The organism is Pleomorphomonas sp. PLEO (assembly GCF_041320595.1).
Classification (GTDB): Bacteria; Pseudomonadota; Alphaproteobacteria; order Rhizobiales; family Pleomorphomonadaceae; genus Pleomorphomonas.
This window is the reverse complement of sequence record NZ_CP166625.1, coordinates 4824933-4849290: the sequence shown is the minus strand read 5'-3', so window position 1 is coordinate 4849290 and position 24358 is coordinate 4824933. Positions and strand designations below refer to the sequence as shown.

19 protein-coding genes are annotated in these 24358 nt (G+C 62.1%); 10 read left to right on the top strand and 9 right to left on the bottom strand.

Translation table 11 applies throughout. From position 1 onward, the window contains the following. The first annotated feature begins 11 nt into the window (after window positions 1–11). The 6 genes from bamA to lpxB all read left to right on the top strand — a co-directional run bounded on the left by bamA (window position 12) and on the right by lpxB (window position 7242). Complete coding sequence (gene bamA, locus AB6N07_RS22405) at window positions 12–2342, top strand: outer membrane protein assembly factor BamA (RefSeq protein ID WP_370675256.1); 2331 nt, start codon at window positions 12–14, stop codon at window positions 2340–2342. Between the two features lie 372 nt (window positions 2343–2714). Beyond that, entirely contained in the window at window positions 2715–3764 is a 1050-nt protein-coding gene (gene lpxD, locus AB6N07_RS22400) for a UDP-3-O-(3-hydroxymyristoyl)glucosamine N-acyltransferase (RefSeq protein ID WP_370675255.1), read from the top strand. 65 nt (window positions 3765–3829) lie between these two features. After that, window positions 3830–4261 (top strand): 3-hydroxyacyl-ACP dehydratase FabZ, encoded by a 432-nt coding sequence (gene fabZ, locus AB6N07_RS22395; protein WP_370678301.1) that lies wholly within the window; start codon window positions 3830–3832, stop codon window positions 4259–4261. A 121-nt stretch (window positions 4262–4382) separates the two neighbouring features. Beyond that, entirely contained in the window at window positions 4383–5189 is an 807-nt protein-coding gene (gene lpxA / locus AB6N07_RS22390) for an acyl-ACP--UDP-N-acetylglucosamine O-acyltransferase (protein WP_370675254.1), read from the top strand. Continuing rightward, complete coding sequence (locus AB6N07_RS22385) at window positions 5186–6058, top strand: LpxI family protein (RefSeq protein WP_370675253.1); 873 nt, start codon at window positions 5186–5188, stop codon at window positions 6056–6058. Before lpxA ends, AB6N07_RS22385 begins: the two co-directional genes overlap by 4 nt. Beyond that, window positions 6055–7242: a lipid-A-disaccharide synthase gene (gene lpxB / locus AB6N07_RS22380; protein WP_370675252.1), complete on the top strand. Its 1188-nt coding sequence runs from the start codon at window positions 6055–6057 to the stop codon at window positions 7240–7242. Before AB6N07_RS22385 ends, lpxB begins: the two co-directional genes overlap by 4 nt. 81 nt (window positions 7243–7323) lie before the next feature. Here the strand turns inward: lpxB and gltA are convergent, their stop codons facing one another. Continuing rightward, complete coding sequence (gene gltA, locus AB6N07_RS22375; protein WP_370675251.1) at window positions 7324–8616, bottom strand: citrate synthase; 1293 nt, start codon at window positions 8614–8616, stop codon at window positions 7324–7326. Between the two features lie 364 nt (window positions 8617–8980). Beyond that, entirely contained in the window at window positions 8981–10405 is a 1425-nt protein-coding gene (gltX, locus tag AB6N07_RS22370; RefSeq protein WP_370675250.1) for a glutamate--tRNA ligase, read from the bottom strand. A gap of 155 nt (window positions 10406–10560) precedes the next feature. On the opposite strand from gltX, the gene AB6N07_RS22365 reads away from it, so the two are divergent. Then, window positions 10561–12735 (top strand): ComEC/Rec2 family competence protein, encoded by a 2175-nt coding sequence (locus AB6N07_RS22365; RefSeq protein WP_370675249.1) that lies wholly within the window; start codon window positions 10561–10563, stop codon window positions 12733–12735. Window positions 12736–12737: 2 nt separating this feature from the next. Here AB6N07_RS22365 and AB6N07_RS22360 read toward each other — a convergent pair whose 3' ends face one another. From AB6N07_RS22360 to parE, 4 genes are all read right to left on the bottom strand, one after another. Continuing rightward, window positions 12738–13793, bottom strand: coding sequence for a GGDEF domain-containing protein (locus tag AB6N07_RS22360; RefSeq protein ID WP_370675248.1), 1056 nt, complete (start codon window positions 13791–13793; stop codon window positions 12738–12740). 225 nt (window positions 13794–14018) lie between these two features. After that, window positions 14019–15641: a DEAD/DEAH box helicase gene (locus AB6N07_RS22355; RefSeq protein WP_370675247.1), complete on the bottom strand. Its 1623-nt coding sequence runs from the start codon at window positions 15639–15641 to the stop codon at window positions 14019–14021. A gap of 313 nt (window positions 15642–15954) precedes the next feature. After that, a protein-coding gene (locus tag AB6N07_RS22350; RefSeq protein ID WP_370675053.1) for an IS5 family transposase occupies window positions 15955–16715 on the bottom strand; the annotation gives its coding sequence in 2 pieces (ribosomal slippage) (window positions 15955–16382 and window positions 16382–16715; 762 coding nt in all). A 293-nt stretch (window positions 16716–17008) separates the two neighbouring features. Beyond that, on the bottom strand, window positions 17009–19051 hold the full coding sequence (gene parE, locus AB6N07_RS22345) for a DNA topoisomerase IV subunit B (protein ID WP_370675246.1): 2043 nt from the start codon (window positions 19049–19051) through the stop codon (window positions 17009–17011). A gap of 228 nt (window positions 19052–19279) precedes the next feature. On the opposite strand from parE, the gene AB6N07_RS22340 reads away from it, so the two are divergent. The 3 genes from AB6N07_RS22340 (at window position 19280) to AB6N07_RS22330 (ending at window position 21354) form a co-directional block, all read left to right on the top strand. After that, window positions 19280–19486, top strand: coding sequence for a hypothetical protein (locus tag AB6N07_RS22340; protein ID WP_370675245.1), 207 nt, complete (start codon window positions 19280–19282; stop codon window positions 19484–19486). 67 nt (window positions 19487–19553) lie between these two features. Continuing rightward, window positions 19554–20801, top strand: coding sequence for an Hsp70 family protein (locus AB6N07_RS22335; protein ID WP_370675244.1), 1248 nt, complete (start codon window positions 19554–19556; stop codon window positions 20799–20801). Between the two features lie 70 nt (window positions 20802–20871). Beyond that, on the top strand, window positions 20872–21354 hold the full coding sequence (locus AB6N07_RS22330; protein ID WP_370675243.1) for a hypothetical protein: 483 nt from the start codon (window positions 20872–20874) through the stop codon (window positions 21352–21354). Window positions 21355–21358: 4 nt separating this feature from the next. Here the strand turns inward: AB6N07_RS22330 and AB6N07_RS22325 are convergent, their stop codons facing one another. The 3 genes from AB6N07_RS22325 to AB6N07_RS22315 all read right to left on the bottom strand — a co-directional run bounded on the left by AB6N07_RS22325 (window position 21359) and on the right by AB6N07_RS22315 (window position 24232). Further along, complete coding sequence (locus tag AB6N07_RS22325; RefSeq protein ID WP_370675242.1) at window positions 21359–22186, bottom strand: shikimate 5-dehydrogenase; 828 nt, start codon at window positions 22184–22186, stop codon at window positions 21359–21361. Between the two features lie 174 nt (window positions 22187–22360). Then, window positions 22361–23770 (bottom strand): type I glutamate--ammonia ligase, encoded by a 1410-nt coding sequence (gene glnA, locus AB6N07_RS22320; RefSeq protein WP_370675241.1) that lies wholly within the window; start codon window positions 23768–23770, stop codon window positions 22361–22363. Between the two features lie 123 nt (window positions 23771–23893). Further along, window positions 23894–24232, bottom strand: coding sequence for a P-II family nitrogen regulator (locus AB6N07_RS22315; protein WP_026790983.1), 339 nt, complete (start codon window positions 24230–24232; stop codon window positions 23894–23896). Between the last annotated feature and the right edge of the window lie 126 nt (window positions 24233–24358).

Below are 24358 nucleotides of genomic sequence, written 5' to 3'. Positions count from 1 at the left end.
TACGAGATTAAATGCGCTCATTCAAGGAATGGACGAAAGTCGTCGCCGCCGCCGCTGCCTTGCTTGTCGCGGCACCTTTGTTGGGCGGATTTGTCCCGGATTTGGGCGCAATCTCAGCCGAGGCGGCGCCCGCCGGTCGAGTGACGGTGGTTGGCAACACGCGTGTGGAGCCCGAGACCATCGCTGCCTACATCAAGGGTACGCCAGGCAAGCCGCTTAGCGCCGCCGAGGTCGACGAATCGATCAAGGCGCTTTTTGCTACCGGCATGTTCTCAGACGTGCAGGTGAGCCAGTCCGGCGGCCATGTTTCGGTGAAAGTGGTGGAAAACCCGGTCATTGCCCGCGTCGCGTTCGAGGGCAACGATGTTCAGTCCGACGAAGTGCTGAAGGGTGTCGTTGAACTTCAGTCCCGCTCGGTGCTGACCCAGGGCAAGGTCGAGTCCGATACCCAGCGCATCCTCGAACTCTATCGCCGCAGCGGCCGCTATGACGCCACCGTCGAACCCAAGCAGGTCGATCTTGGCAAGGGGCGTGTCGATCTCATCTTCCAGATCAACGAAGGTCCGCGCACCGAGGTCAGCCAGATCACGTTTGTCGGCAATAAGACCTTCTCCAATTCTCGCCTTTCCAACGTCATATCCACCAAGGAATCCGGGCTGTTCGGCTGGTTCAAGACGTCGGATAACTATAGCCCGGAGAAGCTGAACGCCGACCAGGAAGCGCTTCGCCGCTTCTACTACAATCACGGTTATGCCGATTTCCGCGTCGTCTCCGCTACTGCGGATTTCGACCGACAGCAGAACTCGTTTTTCCTGACCTTTACCGTCGATGAGGGCGAGCGCTACAAGTACGGCGACGTTAAGGTCGAGACGACGCTGTCCGACATCAATCCTGAAAATCTCAAGGCGTTGGCTCTGACCCGCACCGGTGACACTTATTCGGCCGCTGATGTCGATAAGTCGCTGGAGGCAATAACCACGGCTGTCGCCGCCAAGGGCTACGCCTTCGTGCAGGTTCGTCCGCGTGGCGATCGGGACTATGCCAACCGCACCATCGCCGTCACCTATTTCGTTGACGAGGGTGCCCGGGCCTATATCGAACGCATCAACATCATCGGCAACGATCGTACGCGGGACTATGTCATCCGTCGCGAGTTCGATATCGGTGAAGGCGACGCGTATAATCAGGTGTTGATCGAGAAGGCCGAGCGCAAGCTGAAGAACCTCGGTTACTTCAAGACCGTTCGCATCTGGTCGGAGCCGGGCTCGTCCTCTGACAAGGTTATCGTCAACGTTCAGGTCGACGACAAACCGACGGGTGAAGTCAGCATTGGTGCCGGCTATTCCACATCGAGCGGCATCCTGGCCGAACTGTCGATCACCGAGAAGAACTTCCTCGGTCGCGGCCAGTATGTGCGCGCTTCGGTTTCCAAGGGCATTACCACTGACGGAAACTCTGGCGACTCGTCCTACGAGCTGTCGTTCACTGAGCCCTATCTGTTCGATCGTCGACTCGAGGGTGGCTTTGACGTCTATCGGCGTAATTACAGCAACTCCGATGACAGCGTTCATCCGTACGACGAGACCAATACCGGTGGAAAGATTCGCTTCGGTGTACCGCTGAATGACGATACGATGTTGGGCCTGTTCTACGAAGGCTATCAGCAGGAAATTTCCGGTGCGGATGCAAAGTATAGCAAGTTTGTCACCAATGGAGATCGCTTCATCTCAATCGTTGGTACGAGCCTGACGTATAATACGATTGACGACTTTGCTTTCCCGCGCAACGGCGTCTACGCGCAGATCAAGCAGGAGTTTGCTGGTGTCGGTGGGGACGCAACCTTCCTTCGCACCACGGGGCGCGTCGAGTACTACAAGGAACTGGTTGAAGATTGGGATTTGATCGGTCACGTCGGTGCCAAGGGCGGCGCTATGTTCGGCGTTGGCGATGATGTCGCTTACATCGATCAGTTCCAGGTTGGCGGGTCGATCATTCGTGGCTTCCAGTCCAATGGCATTGGTCCGCGCGATCCGGCGACGGGTTACGCCTTGGGTGGTCAGTATTACGTTGCGGCCACCGCCGAGAGCCTGTTCCCGATCCCGATGCTGCCGCAGGAATACGGCGTCTGGGGCTCTCTGTTCGCCGACGCCGGTACGCTGTGGTCGTCCGACAATCCGACCGCCGGTGTCGACAACGGTCTTGCCCTGCGTGCCTCGGTTGGCGCCGGTATAGTGTGGCAGTCGCCATTTGGCCTGCTTCGCGCCGATTTCGCCTATCCGGTCGTGAAAGAGGACACCGACAAGACGCAGATCTTCAAGTTCTCTGGTGGTACCAAGTTCTGATACTGCCCTCGTTTGAGCTATCAACCGCCGCGCCCAAAGCGCGGCGGTTTTGTTTTGTGGCGTCGGTTTGAGAGAGTCCAAGCGGTTTGGAGGTTTGCTCCGCCGCGCGGCTCAATATCCGAGGCGAAACGACGAATTCGATGCCTCGCAACGCCATGACCGCAGAACAACTCATCCTTCCGGGTTGCTTGCCGCGCGCGGTCGGTTGACACCGGGCCGGCGCAGTGGCTAATGCCTTCCGTTCCGGGAAGATCGCAGCCGGCCGCGACGGAATGCCGGGCGGCCGTCGAGTTTGCGGTGCTTGAGCCGAAACGGATAAGGAAGGCGCGCGTCTGTTGCGGTTTGTGACCGGATGGACGGGCGAGTGTAGTCATGACCGATCCAGTATTCTTCGCGCCTTCTGGCCGGCTCACTCTTGCCGAGATAGCCCGTATCGCCGGTGGCGAGGTGGTGCGCGGCGACGCTGAAGTCACCATCGGACGCGTCGCGCCCCTCGATCAGGCTGGTCCGGGCGACCTCTCCTTCCTGGACAACCCTCACTACATCGCCGTTTTCCGGGAGACGCGGGCGTCGATCGTCCTCTGCTCCGCCGCCCATGCTGTCGACGCTCCGGAGGGGGCAGCCGTCGTTGTGGCGCAGCAGCCGTACAGGTCCATGGCGCTGATCATGCAGGCGCTGTTTCCCGATGCTTTCCGCCTGAAGGGACCGTTTGGTGAGGCAGGAATATCGCCCGAAGCGAGCATCCATCCCACCGCCCGCCTTGAAGATGGCGTAACCGTCGAGCCTGGTGCCGTTATCGGCGCCGGGGCGGAGATCGGGGCCGGCACGGTTGTCTCGGCAAATGCCGTGATCGGGAGAGGCGTGCGCTTCGGCCGCGACGGCTATATCGGTGCCGGCGTCACGCTGCAGTACGCGCTTGTTGGCAACCGTGTCATCATTCACCCAGGTGCCTGCATAGGGCAGGACGGCTTCGGTTTCGCAATGGGCCCGCGCGGTCATCTCAAGGTGCCGCAGATCGGTCGTGTGGTGATTCAGGACGATGTCGAGATTGGCGCCAACGTCATGATCGATCGCGGCTCGAACCGTGACACGATGATCGGTGAAGGCACCAAGATCGACAACGAAGTGCAGATCGGACACAACGTCGAAGTCGGCCGTCACTGCGTGCTCGTGGCGAAGGTCGGTATTTCCGGCTCATCCAAGCTTGGCGACTATGTGGTTGTCGGTGGCTATAGCGGCATTGCGGGCCATCTCACGGTCGGCCAAGGCGCGCAGCTTGCTGGCGGATCGATGTTGAAGGACGATATGCCCGCGGGAGCGCGCTGGATCGGAACGCCGGCCAGGCCAATCCGCGAATGGACAAAGGAACAGATGGCCCTGAAGCGGGCCGCGAAGCAGACGACGGGAAGGGACGAAACGTGAGCGAGACCGATACCGCAACGGCACCGGCCGAAACCGGAGCGTCAGGCAAGGGCACCCTGGGCGTCATGGACATCCAGGCGCTCCTCAAGGCGTTGCCGCACCGTTACCCTTTCATGATGATCGACCGGATCATTGAGATCGATGGCGACAATTCAGCCATCGGCATCAAGAACGTCACCATCAACGAGCCACAGTTCCAGGGGCATTTTCCCAACGCGCCGGTGATGCCCGGCGTGTTGATGATCGAGGGCATGGCTCAGACGGCCGGTGCCATCTGCGTTCACGCCTCGGCCGACGGTGCCGCCCCGAAGCTGGTCTACTTCATGACCATCGACAAGGTGAAGTTCAGGAAACCCGTCGGCCCCGGTGACGTGGTGGAATATCACGTTCGCAAGCTGAAGAAGCGGGCCAACATGTGGTGGTTCGAGGCGACCGCGATCGTCAGCGGCATTAAGGTGGCCGAGGCGGAACTCAGCGCCATGTTGGTGAATGCCTGACGGCTCCCCGTTTGCCGGTATGCCGTAATACGCTGAAACATAAATTGCGGCCCTTCGCCGGCAACGGAAGCTATAGGGAAACGAGCGGCCACCTGCCGCGTCGCCGCCGAGGATCATCCGCATGCGCACCATTCATCCCTCCGCTGTTGTCGACCCGGCCGCCGAGATCGGCGAAGGCGTCAGCATCGGCCCCTTTAGCGTCGTCGGCCCGAATGTCAGGCTCGGCGATGGTGTGGTGTTGCATGCTCACACCGTGGTGGATGGACGTACGACGCTTGGAGCCGGCGTCACCGTTTTTCCGCATGCCACGGTCGGCATGGTGCCGCAGGATCTCAAATATCACGGCGAGCCGAGCCGACTTGAAGTGGGCGAGAGGACAGTGATCCGCGAGTGCGTGACGCTGCATCTCGGAACCGAGGGCGGCGGAATGCTGACGTGTGTGGGGTCGGGCTGTCTTTTGATGGCCAACGCCCACGTCGCCCACGATTGCGTGGTCGGCAACAACGTTATTCTGGTCAACTGCGCCACGCTCGGTGGCCACGTTCACATCGGCGACAATGCCATTCTTGGAGGGCTCAGTGCCGTGCATCAGTGGGTGCGCATCGGTGAGGGCGTGATGGTTGGCGGCATGACCGGTGTCGAAAACGACGTCATTCCGTTTGGTATGGTGACAGGCAACCGCGCCCGCCTTGGCGGCTTGAATCTGGTTGGCCTTCGGCGCGCCAATTATCCGCGTGACGATATCCATGCCTTGCGCAATGCCTATAAGCTGTTGTTCGAAGGCAATGACCCGTTGTCTGTACGTCTCGGCCGTGTTTTGGAAACCCATGGTGGCAGTCCGCTGGTCGACCGCATGATCGAATTCATCAAGGCAGGCGGTGATCGCGCCATCTGCACACCGCGAAGCCGGGATGGCGAGGCCGAATGAGCTTGGTAACCGCCGCTCCCAACAGGCCGACCTTGGGTGTCATCGCCGGCGGTGGTGGCGTTCCCGCTGTTGTGGCGCGAGCGGCTGAGGCGGCTGGCCGACCCGTCGTTTTATTCGGCATCGTCGGCGAAGCCGATCTGGATATCGAGGCCTTCCATCACCACTGGCTGCGCTGGGGCGAGATCGGCCGGCTGTTCGATCTCCTGGCGCGCGAGCGTGTCGGCGAAGTCGTGATCTGCGGTGCTGTCAATCGGCCGGACTTTTCAGCGATCCGCGTCGATCTCGGTGCCGTGCTGAGCCTGCCCAAAATCCTGTCGTTGATGGTCGGCGGTGATGACAGCGTGCTGAAGAATGTGGTTCGCTTCCTTGAGGATCGGGGCTATCGGGTCGTCGGCGCCCATCAGGTGGCGCCGGAACTGGTGGGAGGTAGCGGCAACCTCGGACGCTATAAACCCAATGATGACGCCGATACCGACATTGCCAAGGGTGTCGAGGCGTCGCTGGCCCTCGGTCGTCTGGACATCGGTCAGGCGGTGGTGGCGATCTCCGGCCGTGTCGTCGCCGTCGAGGGCATAGAGGGCACGGATGAACTTCTGCTGCGTGTCGCCGACCTTAGAAAGCGCGGTCGACTCAAGGCGGCGCACCGCTCCGGCGTGCTAGTGAAGGCGGCCAAACCTCAACAAGATCTGCGCGTCGATCTACCGACCATCGGTCCGCGTACCGTTGAAATGGCTTTGGCCGCCGGTCTTGCCGGCGTTGCCGTGGAGGCCGGCCGGGTCATGATCGTCGATCGACCGGCCACCCTCACCGCCGCCGACGCGGGCCGGTTGTTCCTGCAGGTTCGGCCTTTTCCGGACGGCGTGTCATGAATGGATATCCGCCGCTCCGGGTCGCCATAGTCGTTGGCGAGGAATCCGGTGACCAACTGGGTGCGCGGCTGATGATCGCCCTCAAACGACTGGCGGAACGGCCGCTGGAGTTTTTCGGCGTTGGTGGCGATCGGATGGCCGCCGAGGGCATGTCGAGCTTCTTCCCCCTCCATGATATCGCCGTCATGGGGTTCGCACCGGTGGTCAAGCGGCTGCCGCTCATCCAGCTTCGCACTGCCGAGACCGTCGGCGCCGTCATCGCCGGCCGGCCGGACGTATTGCTCATCATCGATAGCCCCGACTTTACCCATCGCGTGGCGCGTGACGTCAGGGCGGCATTGCCGAGCCTGCCGGTCATCGACTATGTCTGCCCATCCGTATGGGCTTGGCGGCCCAAGAGAGCCCTCAGGATGGCCGCCTACATCGATCATGTGCTGACACTCCTGCCGTTTGAACCGGCTGTCCTTGCTCGCCTTAAGGGGCCTGAAGCCACCTATGTTGGCCACCCGCTGATTGATCGGCCTGAGTTGCTGACGCCGGCGCCGGGCGAGCGTTCGCCGTTTGATGGGGGCGAGCCGCCGCGGCTGCTTGTGCTGCCCGGCAGCCGCTCTGGCGAGATCGATCGTATGCTGGCGCTCTATGGCCGTGTACTCGATGTCCTGTCGGCGCGTGGGCTGATGTTCGTGCCGGTCCTTCCGGCTGTCGAGCGGCTCAGAGAGCGTATCGAAAGGGAAACGGCCGGTTGGGCAGTGCGGCCGAGGATTATCATCGGCGAAGACCAGAAATGGGCGGCGTTCCGGTCGGCGCACGCGGCGCTTGCCACGTCCGGGACTGTGACGCTGGAGCTGGCACTCGCCGATGTGCCCGCTGTGATCGCCTACGCGCGCGACCCGTTGTTCCGCCTCATCTCGGAGATTGCTCGTCGCATTCCGGGGCTTGTAAACCTCACCATGTTTGGTCTCGCCAACATCATTCTTGGCGAGAAGGCGAGTCCGGAATTCCTCGATCCCGATTTGGAGCCGGAGCGGCTTGCCGATGCGTTGGCGCCTCTCCTGTCTGACACCCCAGTTCGTGCCGCGCAGCTCGCCGCTTTTTCGCGTCTGCGCCACATGATGGCACTTCCGAACGGCCGCCCCGCCGCCGAGACGGCGGCGGGCGTGGTGTTGCGGCTCGCCGGCAACTGAACTTTTTACACTTCCTTCAATGAGAAAACCCCCGACGTTGCCGTCGGGGGTCGGGTCTTGTCTCGTTCGATGACGCGGCGTTTAGCCGCGCTTGTCGAGCTCCAGATAATCGCGCTGCGGCGCGCCGAGGTAGAGCTGACGCGGACGACCGATCTTCTGGCTCGGATCCTCGACCATTTCCTTCCACTGGGCGATCCAGCCGACGGTGCGGGCGACGGCGAACAGCACAGTGAACATCGAGGTGGGGAAGCCCATCGCCTTCAGGGTGATGCCCGAATAGAAATCGATGTTCGGATAGAGCTTCTTCTCGATGAAGTAATCGTCGCTGAGCGCGATCCGCTCGAGTTCGACAGCCACGTCGAGCAGCGGGTCGTCCTTGATGCCAAGGGTCTGCAAAACCTCGTGGCAGGTCTGCTGCATGATCTTGGCGCGGGGATCGTAGTTCTTGTAGACGCGGTGACCGAAGCCCATCAGGCGGAACGGGTCGTTCTTGTCCTTGGCGCGAGCGATAAATTCAGGAATGCGGTCGACGCTCCCGATCTCGGCCAGCATGGTAAGCGCCGCCTCGTTGGCGCCGCCATGCGCCGGTCCCCAAAGGCAGGCGATGCCGGCGGCGATACAGGCGAAGGGGTTGGCACCCGACGAACCGGCAAGGCGGACCGTCGAGGTCGAGGCATTCTGCTCATGATCGGCATGCAGGGTGAAGATGCGGTCCATCGCCTGAGCGAGGATCGGGTTGACCTTGTAGTCCTCGGCCGGCACCGCGAAGCACATGTGCAGGAAGTTGGCCGCGTAATCAAGGTCGTTCTTCGGGGAGATGAACGGCTGGCCGATCGAATACTTGTAGGCCATCGCAGCGATCGTCGGCATCTTGGCGATCATGCGATGCGAGGCGATCATCCGCTGGTGCGGATCCGAAATATCGATCGAGTCATGATAGAAGGCCGACAGCGCGCCAACCGTACCGACCATCACCGCCATCGGATGAGCGTCGCGACGATAACCCTGGAAGAAGCGGGTCATCTGCTCATGGATCATGGTGTGACGGGTGATGTGGGCGTCGAACTGCTGCTTCTGCGCCTTGGTCGGCAGTTCTCCGTACAGTAGCAGATAGCAGGTTTCCAGATAGTCGCCCTCAAGCGTCAGCTGCTCGATCGGGTAGCCGCGATAGAGCAGAACGCCCTTGTCGCCGTCAATATAGGTGATCTTGGATTCGCAGGCGCCGGTCGACGTGAACCCCGGATCGTAGGTGAAGTGGCCGGTCTTGCCATAGAAGGCTGAGATGTCCATCACGCTCGGGCCGATGCTCGCGTCCTTGAGCGGGAACTCATAGGTCTTGTCATCGATGGTGACGGTCGCGTTCTTCGTGGTCATTCGGTCGGATCTCCAGCAGGTGATCGGGTGGACCAGGCCAATGAGGGGTAGGACAAAGCGATTACGTTTACGTAAACTGCCGGCCAACCTCCCAGTTGCATGTCGTTCTTCACGTAGCGGAAAATCCCTACTCCGGCAAGCCGTCGAATTGGTGGTCAGCCTTGCCATTTCGGCGGAGGCTCGGAACCTCATTCTGGGGCTCGAGTTATTGTTTCGGTGTGGTTTTCAGCGCTTTGATCGACGTGTCTGGGTGTGCGAATAAAGCAAGTTTTCGCCCGTTCACTCACCTCCTCGCAAGGATGTGAAAACCCCGCCGCGGTCTGACCGGGCGGGGTTGGCAATTTTCTTAAAGAGTTTGCTTGCTTCAGTCGATCAGCGCATCGCGAATGCGGCCAAGCGCCTCATCGCGGCCGAGTACGGCGAGCACATCGAAGATCGGCGGCGAAGTGGTGCGCCCGGTGGCGGCGGCGCGGAGCGGCTGCGCCACCTTGCCGAGCTTGAGGCTGGTCTCGGCGGCATAGGCGCGTACCACCTCCTCGGTGGAGGTTGCCGTCCAATCGTCCAATGCGACCAGCCGCGGCAACAGGTCGGTAAGCGCCGCTTTGCCCGCCGGATCAAGCAGGGCAGCTGCCTTCTCATCGGGGACCAGAGGCCGGCTGGCGAACAGGAAGCCGGCATTGTCGATCAGCTCGAGGAGCGTCTTGGCGCGCTCCTTGAGGCCCGGCATGGCGGCGGCCAGCTGTGCCTTCTTGCCGTCGTCGAGCTTTGCCTTCAGAGCCGCGCCTTGGGGAATGTGGTCGAGCAAGGCGACAACGTGGCCCACCAGCTCATCATCCGGCATCTGGCGGATGTAGTGACCGTTGAGGTTCTCAAGTTTGCCGAAATCGAAGCGCGACGGAGAACGACCGATACCCTCGAGGTCGAACAGCGTGATCATCTCATCGGTAGAGAGGATCTCAGCATCGCCATGTGCCCAGCCAAGGCGAACAAGGTAGTTGCGGAGCGCCACCGGCAGGTAGCCCATGGCGCGGTAAGCCTCGACGCCCAGCGCGCCGTGGCGCTTGGAGAGCTTGGCACCGTCCGGTCCGTGAATCAGCGGGATGTGCGCTACCTTTGGCATGATCCAGCTGAGGGCGTCGTAGATGATCTTCTGGCGCGCCGTATTGGTGAGATGGTCGTCACCGCGGATGATCTGGGTGACGCCCATGTCGTGGTCGTCGACCACCACGGCATGCATATAAGTGGGCGTCCCGTCCGAACGCAGGATGATGAAGTCATCGAGATCCTTGTTGGGGAAGGTGACGGTGCCCTGAACCGCATCCTCGATCACCGTCTCACCGTCCAGCGGCGCCTTGATGCGCACCGACGGCTTGACACCGGCCGGCGCCTCGGACGGATCGCGGTCGCGCCAGCGGCCGTCATAGCGCGGCGGCAGACCATTCGCCTTGGCGCTCTCGCGCATCTCGTTGAGCTCATCGGGCGTGCAGTAGCAATAATAGGCCTTGCCGGCGGCGACGAGTTCACGCGCGACGTCGGCATGACGGTCGGCACGCTGGAACTGCGAGATCGGCTCGCCTTCCCAGGTGAGGCCCAACCAGGTCAGCCCGTCGATAATCGCATCGACCGCGGCCTGCGTCGAACGTTCGCGGTCGGTATCCTCGATGCGGAGCAGCATCTTACCGCCATGTCGCTCGGCATAGAGCCAGTTGAAGAGCGCCGTCCGCGCGCCTCCAATGTGCAGAAAACCAGTGGGGGACGGCGCAAAACGCGTGACGACGGGTGTGGACATCGACGATAGTTCCAAAAATGTCAGGTTGGTCCGGAAGGGATGGCGGATCGTCGCCGGCCGGACCATTGCGTGGACGGCGTCTTACAGGAAAGCCGTACGTTTCGCAAAATAAGATCGCGGCGCGGACAGAGTAAGTAACGAAATAGGCGACGACTGTGACGGTCCGGGCGGAGATGAAGAGCGAGACTCCTGTCCGTCACCGGCCAACAGCCGGTGCGGGATGGCGCCATACGCTATCCGCTCTGCGAAAATCCTTTGTCCAGGATCTCGACGACGGCCGCGGCTTCCTGTGGTGGCCGGTGGCCGCCGCCGTTGGCGCGGCCTTTTATTTTGCTCCGGCCAGCGAGCCTTCGTCGATCGATCTGGTGCTGGCCGGCATCGGCGCTCTCGCCGCGCTTGTGCTGATCGCCCGTCGCCCCCTCGCAGTCTCACACTTGGCGATCTTCGTCGGCCTCGCCTGCCTCGGCTTCCTGCATGCTGGGCTGATGACTCGTCTTGCTACCCACCCGATATTTCCGTTCGAGCGGACCGTGACGATACGCGGTCATGTCGTGGCGGTCGAAGATCGGGGAAAGGGAGCTGCCCGTCTGCTTGTTCAGCCGGTCGAAATTGAACCGCGTCCCAAGAGCGGCCTGCCGCCGCGTGTTCGTGTGACGATGCGCGGCGAGGTGCCGGTGCCAGGCGAAGCGGTTACCATGCTCGCTCGGCTCGCCCCACCTATGCCGCCGCCGCTGCCGGGTGGTTATGACTTTGCCCGCGTCGCATGGTTTTCCGGAGTTGGTGCCAGCGGCTTCACCTATGGCGCGGTCAAATCGTGGCCGGAGGCACCTCCTGCCGACACTTGGCTTACCCTTCTGAGCGGCATCGAGACTGTGAGAGTGGCGGCGGCCGGCCGCATCCGCGCCGCGCTTCCCGGCGACACCGGTGCCATCGCAGCGGCTCTGATTGTCGGCGACCGCGCCGGCATATCCGACGCCACCAACGAGGCGATGCGCATCGCCGGCGTTTCGCATGTGCTGTCGATCTCCGGCATGCACATGAGCCTGGTTGCCGCCTTCCTGTTCGGCGGCATCCGCCTGATGTTGGCGCTGATACCGCCGCTGGCGCTCACGCTACCGATCAAAAAGATCGCCGCCATGCTGTCGATGCTGGGCACCGGCACTTATTTCGTCGTGTCGGGTATGGACGTGCCGGCAGAGCGCTCGATGATCACGGTGGCAGTGTCGCTTTTGGCGATACTGATCGATCGCCGCGCCCTGTCGCTTCGCGTTATTGCCGTGGCAGCCCTCGTCACGCTGGTGCTCTCGCCTGAGGCGGTGATGGAGCCGGGTGCGCAGATGTCGTTTGCCGCCGTGGTCGCGCTGATGGCAGGCCTGGAGGCATGGCGCACCAGGCAGGGCGAGCCGATGGATGGAGGCGACGTCAGCTTGCTTGCTCGCATGGCGCGCCGCTTCGGTCTCTGGCTGGTGGCAGCCCTGGCGGCGACCGTGCTGGCTGGCCTCGCTACCTTGCCGATGGCCCTTTATCATTTCGGCCGTCTGGCACCACTCGGCATGATCGCCAACCTTGTCACCGAGCCGCTGGTATCATTGCTGATCATGCCAATGGCGCTGGGCGCCGCGTTGATGATGCCACTTGGCCTGGAGGGGGTGCCACTTACCGTTATGGGCGCTGGCATCGATGCGATGATCGCCGTTGCCCATGCCGTTGCCGAATGGACACCCGGTGGGGGCCTTTATGGCCGCCCCATGGGCTGGACCATGCTCGCCGTTGTGGCAGGTGGCCTCTGGATCTGCCTGTGGCGTGGCCGCAAGCGTTGGCTCGGGCTTGTCCCGGTGCTCGCTGGCCTCGCCTTCGTCGGTGCCGGTTCGCCCCCAGGGCTCATCGTCGCTGGTGACGGCTCGCTGGCCCTTGTGCGACAGGAGGATGGAACATGGCACAAGGTCGGCGGGAAAGGTGGCTTTATGCTGGGAGTCTGGATGGCGGCCGTGGGAATCGACCCGGGCGAAATGCTCGATCTTGATCGCGATGTCGCTTGTGATCCGGAGGCTTGCCTACTGGAAGCCGTGGCTGGACGGCCGTCAGTGTCGGTCGTCAGTCGACCGCTCGCCTTCGGCGACGATTGTGCCACTGTGGCGATCGTGGTGTCCGGGCTGGAGGCGCCGCCATGGTGTCATCCGGAAGTCACGCTGCTCGACGGGAGCAGGCTCGCCGAAGCGGGCACGCTCACCTACGAAATCCAGAGGAACGATAACGGCACGTTGCGTTTGCGGGAAACCGGCCGGGTGCTCGGCTTTCCTCGCCGGCTATGGCTCGCCCCGGCGCGCTGAGGCTACGCCTCTTCTTCGTTTTGCACGGCGAGCATCGTCTCTGTGCAAACCCGGTTGCGGCCAGCCCGCTTGGCAAGATAGAGGGCGGTATCGGCACGTTCGATCAGCGAGACGGCCGTATCGCCCGGATGGTAGGTCGCGACTCCGACCGAGACTGTGACGAAACCAAGAGTTTCCCCGGTGGAGCGCTTCTTGAGCTCCTTCTCCTTGACGCTCTCGCGGATGCGTTCGGCTATTACCTCAGCTCGTGAAAGGTTTGCCTTCGGCAGGATGATGGCGAATTCCTCACCGCCGTAGCGGCAGGCAAGATGATGCCCCTTGATCGCCTGTTTGACGGACAGAGCCACCAGGCGCAGCACCTGATCGCCGGTCTGATGGCCGAAGCTGTCGTTGAACGACTTGAAATTGTCGATATCGGTGATGAGGAGTGAGAGGACTCCGTCCGTCTCGGCGGCGTTGGCCACGGCCCGCTCCAGCGACTGGTCGAAATGCTTGCGATTGGCCAGCGTCGTCAGTTCATCGGTCAGGGTTTCGAAGCGAAGAGACTCGAGGCTTTCCTTGAGTTCGGAGATCTGCCTCTGACTGTCGGCGAGCTGTCCCTCCAGCTCGCGGTTGACCTTCTCCGTCTCGTGCGTTGCAACCAACAGTTCGCCAACGATTCCCTGCAGCCGCGAAAGGTCGGGTCCGGCGGTCAATTCCGTCGAGGCTCCGGACAGCGTGCCGGCATAGGTGGCATTGGCGGCCATGGTCTTGTTCACCGCCGCCATGACGCCTTCGATCTCGCCGGAAATACGGCCTCCCACATCCTCGATCCGATCGGAGAGACGTGAGGGAGAGATGAACTGGTTGTAGATGGCGTTGAGCTCGACCGTCTCGATGCGGCCTTTGGTGCGCAGAATGTCGTTCACGGCACGGTTGAGGGCGTGATTGAATCCTGCACAATAGTTGTACCAGAGCTCGTAGTTTCTGGGATAGGCGGCATTCTCGTTGCGCCGCAGCTGTGCCACGGCTGCTTCACCATAACCGATTGTCCGCAGAAACTCTTCCCGGTGCGTCATGGTCCCGCCCACTGCCCTCGCATCCCTTGCACGTTGATAAACGGTAGGCATGAATTGAGCGTTAAGCAAAGGTGCATGCGTTTGGTAAAATTCGAGCTTTCCGGTCGCGGCGAAGCGCGACGCGGCTGATTTTTCCGACTAGCAGATGCGATTTGCGACGCCGTCCCAAACGAAAACGGCGGCTAAAGCAGCCGCCGTTCGATGGAAGATCCGATATATAAATGGTCAGTTCGCGGTTTTGGCGATCCGCACCGGTCGCAGCAAGAAGGCCGGGACATGATCACCGAGCCCAACGACGGCTGGGCCGTCATCGACATCGCGACGGGGCATGGGGCGCGGACGCTCGCCAGCACGGACAGGCTGCCGCTCGGCGCCTCTTTCCAATCTCGGCTCACGCTCGGGTCTCGGCTCACGCTCGGCTCTGGCCTCGCGCTCCGGCCTCGGCGCGCGCTCCGGCCTTGCCTCCTGTTCGGGCCTGGGCTCACGCTCTGGCCTGGCCTCGCGTTCGGGTCGGGCAGCGCGGCTGCGACTCGGGCGCGGTGCCTCTTCGGTCGAGGCTTCGGCCGTTTCAGTTGGTACGGCTTCCTGGCGGGTGCGGCGCGAGCGAGACGGCGCCCGGGCTTCTTCGCCATCCGTCGTCTTGGCACGAGAGCGGCGCGGCTCCTTGCTGCTCTCGGCACCCTTGCGGCCGCGTGACCGCTTGCGCGCTTCCGGATCGAAAACGATAGGGTCGCCGATCCATTCGATGTCGGTGATGATCAGCTTCTCGATGGCGGAGAGATGCTTTTCGTCGTCTTGGGTGACCAGCATCACAGCCGTGCCTTTCCGGCCGGCTCGACCGGTACGACCGATGCGGTGGACATAGTCCTCGGCATGGATCGGCACGTCATAATTGAAGACATGGCTGACATCGGGGATGTCGAGGCCGCGAGCGGCGACGTCGGAAGCAACAAGCAGCGTCAGCGTGCCCTTCTTGAAAGCATCCAGCGTTGCCATGCGGGCTCGCTGATCCATGTCGCCATGCAGTGCCCCGACGTTGAAACCATGCCGGACGAGGCTGCGGAACACCACCGCCACGTCGCGCTTACGGTTGCAGAATACAATGGCGTTCTTCAGATCCTCGGCGGCGGCGATCTGGGCGCGCAGTGTCTCGCGCTTCTCAAAATCCTCGGTGCCGGAGACTGTGAGACGCTGGGCCACCGTCGTAGCGGCGCTCGCTGGCTTCGAAACCTCGATCTGCACCGGGTTGTTGAGGAAGTTCTCGGTCAACGCCTGGATCTCTGGCGGCATGGTCGCCGAGAAGAACAGCGTCTGATGGTTCTTGGTGACGAGCTTGCAGATGCGCTCGATGTCCGGAATGAAGCCCATGTCGAGCATGCGATCAGCTTCATCGATCACCAGGATCTCGACACCGGTGAGCAGCAGCTTGCCGCGCTCGAAATGGTCGAGCAATCGTCCGGGCGTGGCGATCAGCACGTCAGCACCGCGATCGAGCTTACGCTCCTGATCATCGAACGACACGCCGCCGATCAGTAGAGCGATGTTCAGCTTGTTATTGAACGAATACTTGACGAAGTTCTCCTCGACCTGCGCAGCGAGCTCGCGCGTCGGCTCGAGGATTAGCGTACGGGGCATACGCGCACGGGCGCGACCGCTCTCAAGGAGCGTCAGCATCGGCAGCACAAAAGCGGCGGTCTTGCCAGTTCCCGTCTGGGCGATGCCGATGACGTCACGGCCAGTGACAGCGTGCGGAATGGCTTCCGCTTGGATTGGCGTCGGAATCGTATAGCCAGCCGCTTCAACAGCCGCCATTACGTTGGCGCTCAGTCCGAGATCAGAAAAATTCATGTGGTGTGCGGTCTCTTGGATTGAGGATTCGAACACTGAGGCAGGCGAATCCACGCGCTTCCGGGTCGAGTTTGTATGATCCGGATATCGTCGGAGACCATATGTGGAATCGACGGTATGTCAATCAATTCCTGCCGAATTCAGCGTTTATTGTTACTTCAATCAACTCGGAAGCGGTCCCTGAGGCTTTCAACGTACGTTTCGGTCCGTTTGGACGCCAGATGAACCTAGCCATCACTCCGTCCGCGATAGTTAAGCGGCCGATCTTCTTGGCAGGGAAGGAGTTCTACGTGCTCTCTCCTAGGCTCAGGACTCATTGATTGATCCAGAAGATGACGGTGGCTGCGATGCAGATCGCTGACATGAAGGTGTGGGCGCAGCGATCATAGCGTGTGTGGATTCGCCGCCAATCCTTGAGCCTGCCGAACATGATTTCGATCTTGTGGCGCTGGCGATAAAGCGCGACATCGTGGGGGATCTGGATCTTACGGTTGCGCCTTGAAGGGATGCAGGCGGCAATCTTGCGCTGTGCAAGTGCCGCGCGGAACCAGTCGGCATCGTAGCCTCGGTCGCCGAGCAGGGCCTTGGCCCTGGGCAGGGCGTCGATCATGAGCGCCGCCCCTTTGTAATCGCTCATCTGGCCTTCGCTCAGGAGCATGACCAGCGGCCTGCCCTTTGCGTCACACACGGCATGGAGCTTCGAGTTCAGGCCGCCTTTGGTGCGTCCGATACGTCGGGGAACAGCCCCTTTTTGAGCAAGCTGGCTGCGGTCCGGTGCGCCTTTAGGTGGGTTGCATCGATCATCAGTTGGTCGGGTTTCCCGCCCTTTGCGGCGAGCCCGGCGAAGATCTTGTTGAACACGCCGAGCCGGCTCCAGCGGATGAAGCGGTTGTAGATCGTCTTGTGCGGACCGTACTCAGCAGGTGCGTCGCGCCACCGCAGGCCGTTGCGGATCACGAAGATGATGCCGCTGATGATCCGCCGATCATCGACGCGCGGAACCCCGTGTGACAACGGAAAATAGGGCTCGATCCGGCGCATCTGCGCCTCCGACAGCCAGATCAGATCACTCATCGCAACGCCTCCTCACGCTGCTATTGAATCAACCAATCTTTGCGACCGCAACCAATTTAATAGGTCCTGAGCCTAGAAGGGGCGATGAGCGGCACGAAAAGGATGGTCGAGCGAGGCTCAAGATATCACGCCGACAAAGTAACAGCCGCCAGGTTTTTCCACGACTGGTCATAAGAAAAACTGCCGATGTTGGAGGGCTCAGCCTTCCAGCAATTGACAACACCATTTGCCGGCGGCGCGATGATTGGTCGCGCTGCCAGCCCAATCGCACGCCGTGGGGCGGCATCTTGACGTCAGATGTCCAGATCCTCGGCGAACTCGGCGTTCTCCTGAATGAACTGGAAGCGGCCTTCCGGTTTGTTGCCCATCAGCCGCTCGACCGAATCCGCCGTCCGCTCCGCCTCGTCCTCCACCATGACGACGCGCAGCAGCGTGCGCGTCTTCTTGTCCATGGTGGTTTCCTTGAGCTGCGAGGGCATCATCTCGCCAAGACCTTTGAAGCGGCCGATCTCCGGTTTCTTGTTCTTGAAGGTGGTGCGCAGCAGCTCTTCGCGGTGGGCATCGTCGCGAGCGTAGATGGTCTTGCCGCCATGGGTCAGGCGATAGAGCGGCGGCACTGCGAGATAGAGATGGCCGCCACGGATGAGCTGCGGCATCTCGCGGTAGAAGAAGGTGATCAAGAGCGATGCGATATGGGCGCCGTCGACGTCGGCGTCGGTCATCACGATCACCTTGTCGTAGCGGAGATCGTCTTCGTGATAGTGCGAGCGGGTACCACAGCCGAGTGCCTGCAACAGGTCTGACAGGAGCTGGTTGGCCGTCACCTTATCGCGGCCGGCACTCGCGACGTTGAGGATCTTGCCGCGCAACGGCATTACCGCCTGACTGGCGCGGTCACGCGCCTGCTTGGCGGAGCCGCCGGCCGAGTCACCCTCGACGATGAACAGTTCCGACCCTTGAGCGGCGTTTTGTGTGCAGTCGGCGAGCTTGCCCGGCAGGCGCAGCTTGCGCACCGCGCTCTTGCGCAGAACGTCCTTTTCCTGTCGGCGACGAAGGCGCTCGTCGGCGCGCTCGACGATCCAGTCCAGAAGGCGTCCCGATTGCTGGGGTGAAGCGGTCAGCCAGTGGTCGAAGGCATCCTTGACCGCCGTCTCGACGATGCGGGCCGCCTCGGCGGTGGAGAGCTTGTCCTTGGTCTGGCCGACAAATTCCGGCTCGCGCACGAAGACCGAAAGCATGGCGCCGGCGGACGTCATCACATCCTCGGGCATCACCTGAGCCACACGCTTGTTGCCGGCCATCTCGCCGTAGGCCTTGAACGAGCGGGTGAGGGCGAGGCGCAGGCCTTGCTCATGGGTGCCGCCATCCGGCGTCGGGATAGTGTTGCAGTAGGAGTTGACGAAACCGTCGCCCGCGAACCAGGAAACGGCCCATTCGACGGTACCGTGACCGCCAGTGCCGAAGCGGCCGGCGAACAGGTCGTCAGCGACGCGCTTTTCGCCCTCCAGCGTCTCGGCGAGAAAGTCCTTGAGGCCTCCCGGAAAGCGGAACACCGCCTCGGCCGGTGTTTTCGAACCCTCGACCAGCGACGGATCGCAAGACCAGCGGATTTCGATGCCACCAAACAGGTAAGCCTTGGAGCGGGCCATCGTGAAGATGCGCGCCGGCTCGAAACGAGGGTCTTTTCCAAAAATCTGTGGGTCCGGCCTGAAGCGCACCTTGGTGCCGCGCCGGTTCATGGTCTCGCCGAGGCGCTGCAAATCGCCCTGCGGTACGCCACGCGAAAAGCTTTGCTTGTAGAGTTGGCGACCACGCGCCACCTCGACATCGAGCCACTCGGAAAGGGCGTTGACCACCGAAACACCTACGCCGTGCAAACCACCGGATGTCTCGTAGACCTTGCTGTCGAACTTGCCGCCGGCATGCAGGGTGCACAGGATCACCTCCAGTGCCGATTTGCCTGGAAATTTCGGGTGCGGATCGACCGGAATGCCACGACCATTGTCGTTGACGGTGAGGAAGCCGTCGGCATCGAGCCGCACTTCGATCCACGAGGCGTGGCCGGCCACCGCCTCGTCCATCGAGTTGTCGATCACTTCGGCGAACAGGTGATGCATCGCCTTGTCGTCGGTGCCGCCAATATACATGCCGGGGCGCCGGCGTACCGGTTCGAGTCCTTCCAGAACCTCAATGGTCGATGCGTCATAGACCGCTTCCACCGGCGCGGCGGCCTCGACACGGGGACGCGCTGGCTTGGGCGCACGAACGGGCGCCGCCACCGGGGTCGCCGTGCTCGCCGGCGGGGGGAGTGTTCCGAACAGGTCGTCCTTTTCCATGCGTTCCGTCTTCGTCCATTGACCGGCATCCCCGGCCATTCCGCCGCCCGCCGGGAAGGGCGGAGCTGATTCGCGCGCCCCGCAGTTTGCCACGCTGGCAACGGGAGCGCCAATCTCGTTCTACATGTGTTCCGGCTCATGCACTGTCGACCCAGATGCCATCGACGCCGTTGAGGCGTTCTTAACCCTGGTGGCGGCAAGCTCCGGAACGTTCATTGGTGGTTTGTCATGCGTCGAAACCAGTATCAAGATGCCGTGCTCCGAGAACTCGGAGCCGTCCACACCCGTGCCTTCGTTGCCGGCCACCGCCTCGGTGGCATGCGGCGCCATCTTCAGGAGGTCGCGGCCGAGCCCCCGCTCACCGGCGGCATCTTCGCGCTGCCAGCCGTGCTGGTGCTGCTGTCGCTGACGTCGCTGGTCTTCCTGCTCGCCTGATTTTGCCGCTGGCAATCGTCGCCGCGAAGCGCTAGGGAAACCGCCCCCAGTTATTCGGAGAGCGGTCATGGCAGCGGCAGGCCTCGATTTCGGCACGTCCAATACTACGCTCGGCGTCGTTACCGACGGCCGAGCCGATATGGTGCGCCTGGAAGATAACGAGGATACGCTCCCGAGCGCCATCTTCTATCACCAGGACGGTTCCATTTCGGTTGGCCGCGCCGCCATTGCCGCTTATATCGGCGGCGAGCACGGTCGCCTGATGCGGGCGCTGAAATCGGTGCTTGGCTCGGCGTTGATGGAAGAGACGACGCTGGTCGGCAAGAGCCGCGTCAAGTTTCGCGACGTGCTGAAGCGCTATCTGGCGGAAGTGAAAAAGCGGGGCGAAGCGGTGGCGCGCGCGCCGCTCACCCACCTCGTCCATGGCCGCCCCGTGCATTTTGTCGACGGCAACGCCGAGGCCGACCGTCTCGCGGAGGCAACGCTGCATGCCATTGCCCACGATCTCGGCTTTCAAGAGGTTTCTTTCCAGTACGAGCCGATCGCCGCCAGCCTCGATTATGAACAGCAGCTATCCCGCGAGGAGCTGGCGCTGATCGCCGACATTGGCGGTGGCACCTCCGACTTTTCGATCGTCCGTCTCGGACCGGAGCGAGCAAAGAAAGCCGAGCGCGCCTCCGACGTGCTGGCCAACGACGGCGTCCGCATCGGCGGCACCGACTTCGACCGCCACCTCAGCCTCGGTACGGTGATGCCGCTCCTCGGCTTCCGGTCCAAGCTTGCCCGTGGTGAGATCGACGTACCTTCGGTCTACTATCACGACCTCGCCACATGGTCGGCGATCAACCGTCTTTACGAGCCGCGCATTCATCGCGAACTCATCGACCTCGAAAAACGCGCAGCGGAGCCAGATCTCATTCAGCGGCTGATGCATGTGGTCGACGACGAGCGCGGCCATAGCCTTGCCATCGAGGTGGAAGCGGCCAAAATTGCCGTTGCCGAACAAGGCGCTGTTACCGTTGCCTTCGAGTGGCTGGAACGGGGCCTTTCCACCCATGTCGACCACGCTGGTCTCGTTCGCCATACCGGCGACCTCGCCAGCCGCATCGGCGCCCGCGTCGATACCTGTCTTGCAGAGGCCGGTGTCGCTGCCAACGATATCGACGCGGTGTTTTTGACCGGTGGCTCCACGCGGCTCGAGCACGTGCGGACCGCCATCCTGGCATCGGTACCGGAAGCGCGCGTTGTGACTGGCAACGTCTTCGGCTCGGTTGGCACGGGGCTCGCCGTTGAGGCGGCGCGCCGTTACGGCTGATACCAAAAGTCGAGCTTGCAGGCGCCGCGGTCGGGGTGCCTGATGCCCCGGCCCGATGGGGAGGGGACGCATGAAAACCTTTTGCGCGGCGGCGCTTGCCGCCATCCTGGCGACGCCGGCGTTGGCCGGCGATTGTCAGGCCTGGAAAGCCGGCATCCAGCAGGACGAGGGCGGGCCGACGATGACCGCTTCTATCTGCTCAACCGACCGACCGGATGACGTCTTGCTGATCACCTGCGGTGGCGAGGACAAGATCGGCTTGCGCTTCGTACCCGCCGTTGGCGACGATTTTCCGCCGCATGGCGACATGAACTATCGCTCACCCTTCGTTTTCGCGAGCGGCCAGCTCAGCGCCGAAATCACCCTCCGCTACGAAGCGATGGATGGGGTCATGGCGGCGACACCGCGTCGCGACAGCGCTCTTGTCCGTCTCCTGAAATCAACGGAACCGCTGACCGTCACTGACAAGACCGGTGTGCTGCCGACCGCGACCTTCCAATTGAAGGGATCATCGAAGGCGATCGGCAAGGTGGAGCGGGCCTGCTACAGCTGATCGCTCAGGCGTTCCCTGCGAATATGGCGGCGTCCTTCACCTGCTCTTCGCTCGGATGGACGCCAGTGTAGAGAACGAATTGCTCAAGCGCCTGCAGCACGGCGACGTCAGCGCCGGAGATGCGCTTGCGCCCAGCTACCTTGGCCGCTCGCATGAGAGGGGTCTCAACCGGCAGCGCCACTACGTCGAATACCGTTTCCGCCGCTTCGATCGCAGAGGGTGGGAAAGCCAGCGTCTCCGCTTCCGCGCCACCGGCCATGCCAATCGGTGTGGCGTTAATGATCAGCGGTGCTGTCAATCCCTCGGCGGTTGCTGTCCAATCGAAGCCGTAGAGGTCGGCGAGCATTTGGCCAGTTGCCGCGTTGCGCGCGATGATCACTCCAGAGCGATGGCCCCGGTTGCGTAACGCCGCCATCACGGCCTTGGCCATGCCACCAGAGCCGGCGAGCAGGAAGGGGGTTGAAGGGGCGATTTCCGCATCGTCCAGCAAGTCTAGCACCGCGCTGTAATCGGTGTTGTAGCCGGTCAGCCAGCCATCGTCGTTGACGATCGTATTGACGCTGTCGATGGCCGCCGCTGATCCCTCGATATGGTCGAGAAGCGGAATAACCGCCTCCTTGAACGGCATGGAGATGGCGCAACCGCGAATGCCCAGCGCCCGAACACCGCCGATCGCCGCCGGCAGATCCTTGGTGGTGAAGGCTTTATAGATGTAATCCAAGCCAGTCAGTTCATAGAGCCTGTTGTGAAAACGCGAGCCGAACTTTCCCGGCCGACCAGCCAACGACATGCAGAGTTTCGTCGATGGGCCGATGGAGGATTTGTCGGGCATGTTCTGGTCTCCCGTTGGAAAGTCCGGCGATCATAAGCGCGCGGCGGCTTGACGGAAAGCGGCGGGCGACAGGCTATCCCCCGTACCGCAAAGAAAAAACCGCCCGGCCTTGCGGCGGGCGGTTCGTTGAAACCGGACGCCTGAGAGGCGTCCGGTGTTGTCCAAGGACGCGCCTCAGACCGAGTAGTACATGTCGAACTCGATCGGATGCGGCGTCATCTCGTAGCGCATGTTCTCTTCCATCTTCAGCGCGATCCAGCTGTCGATGAAGTCGTCATCCATGACACCACCGGCCTTCAGGAAGTCGCGGTCGGCGTCGAGCGAGGCCAGGGCTTCGCGCAGCGAGCCACAGACGGTCGGGATGGACTTCAGCTCTTCCGGCGGCAGGTCGTAGAGGTTCTTGTCCATGGCGTCGCCGGGGTGGATCTTGTTCTTGATGCCATCCAGGCCGGCCATGAGCAGCGCGACGAAGCAGAGATAGGGGTTGGCTGCCGGATCCGGGAAACGGGTCTCGACGCGCTTGGCCTTCGGGTTCGTCGTGTAAGGAATGCGGCAGGAAGCCGAGCGGTTACGAGCCGAATAGGCCAGCAGGACCGGCGCTTCATAGCCCGGTACCAGACGCTTGTAGCTGTTGGTCGACGGGTTGGAGAAGGCGTTGATCGCCTTGGCGTGCTTCAGGATACCGCCGATGTAGTAGAGGCAGGTCTCGCTGAGGTCGTTGTACTGGTTGCCCGCGAACACCGGCTTGCCATCTTTCCAGATCGACTGGTGAACGTGCATGCCCGAACCATTGTCGCCGAACACCGGCTTCGGCATGAACGTGGCCGTCTTGCCGTAGGCGTGGGCAACCTGATGGATCGCGTACTTGTAGATCTGCAGGTGGTCAGCCATGCGGGTCAGCGTCGAGAACTTCATGCCGAGCTCGTGCTGGGCAGAGGCCACCTCGTGGTGATGCTTCTCGACGACAACGCCCATCTCGGCCATCGCCGAGAGCATCTCGGAGCGCATGTCCTGCAGGCTGTCGATCGGCGGCACTGGGAAATAGCCGCCCTTGGTGCGGACGCGGTGGCCGAGGTTGCCAGACTCATACTCGGTGTCGCCGTTGGTCGGCAGCTCGACCATGTCCAGCTTGAAGCCCGTGTTGTAGGGTGTCACCGAGAAACGAACGTCGTCGAACACGAAGAACTCGGCTTCCGGGCCGAAGAACACGGTGTCGCCGATGCCGAGCGAGGCAACGTAGGCCTCGGCTTTCTTGGCGATCGAGCGCGGGTCGCGGCTGTAGGACTGGCCGGAGACCGGGTCGACGATATCGCAGACGATGACCAGGGTGGTCTGAGCGAAGAACGGATCGATGAAGGCCGTTTCCGGATCCAGGATCAGCGTCATGTCGGATTCGTTGATCGCCTTCCAGCCGGCGATCGACGAGCCGTCGAAGGCGGTGCCATTCTCAAGCATATCCTCGTCGACGAGGCCGATGTCGAACGTGACGTGCTGCCATTTGCCGCGCGGGTCGGTAAAGCGCAGGTCAACGTACTTGACGTCGTTGTCCTTGATCATTTTCAGAACATCAGCACCAGTAGTCATTTGCCCTTCCTTTCAGGGTTTTCTGGTCTTGTGGGGTGCTTCACGGCCGAATGTATGATCCGCCGGGATCCCCCAATTTCTCTGTATCGTTCTTTGCTGCCGGCCCGGAATCCGGGCACCGCGTCAAATTGCGTCGTTGCCGGACTCGCCGGTACGGATACGTATGGCATCCTCCACCGGCGACACGAAGATCTTGCCGTCGCCGATGCGGCCGGTCTGGGCAGCGTTGCGGATCGCATCGACGGCCTTGGCGACCATGTCATCGGTCATGACGACCTCGATCTTCACCTTCGGCAGGAAGTCGACAACGTATTCGGCACCCCGATAGAGCTCGGTATGGCCCTTCTGACGGCCGAAGCCCTTGGCTTCGGTGACGGTGATACCCTGGAGCCCCACTTCTTGTAGAGCTTCCTTCACCTCGTCCAGCTTGAAGGGCTTAATGATAGCCTCGATTTTTTTCATCGACCCCTTGTCTCCGTTGCTCCTGGCGCCGCGCGAGGCGATTTTTCCACCCTGCGCCGACCGAGACGCACCCTCTCAAGCATTCGACGTGCCAGTTCCGTCCCCTGCCGGTTCCTGGCGAAAAAT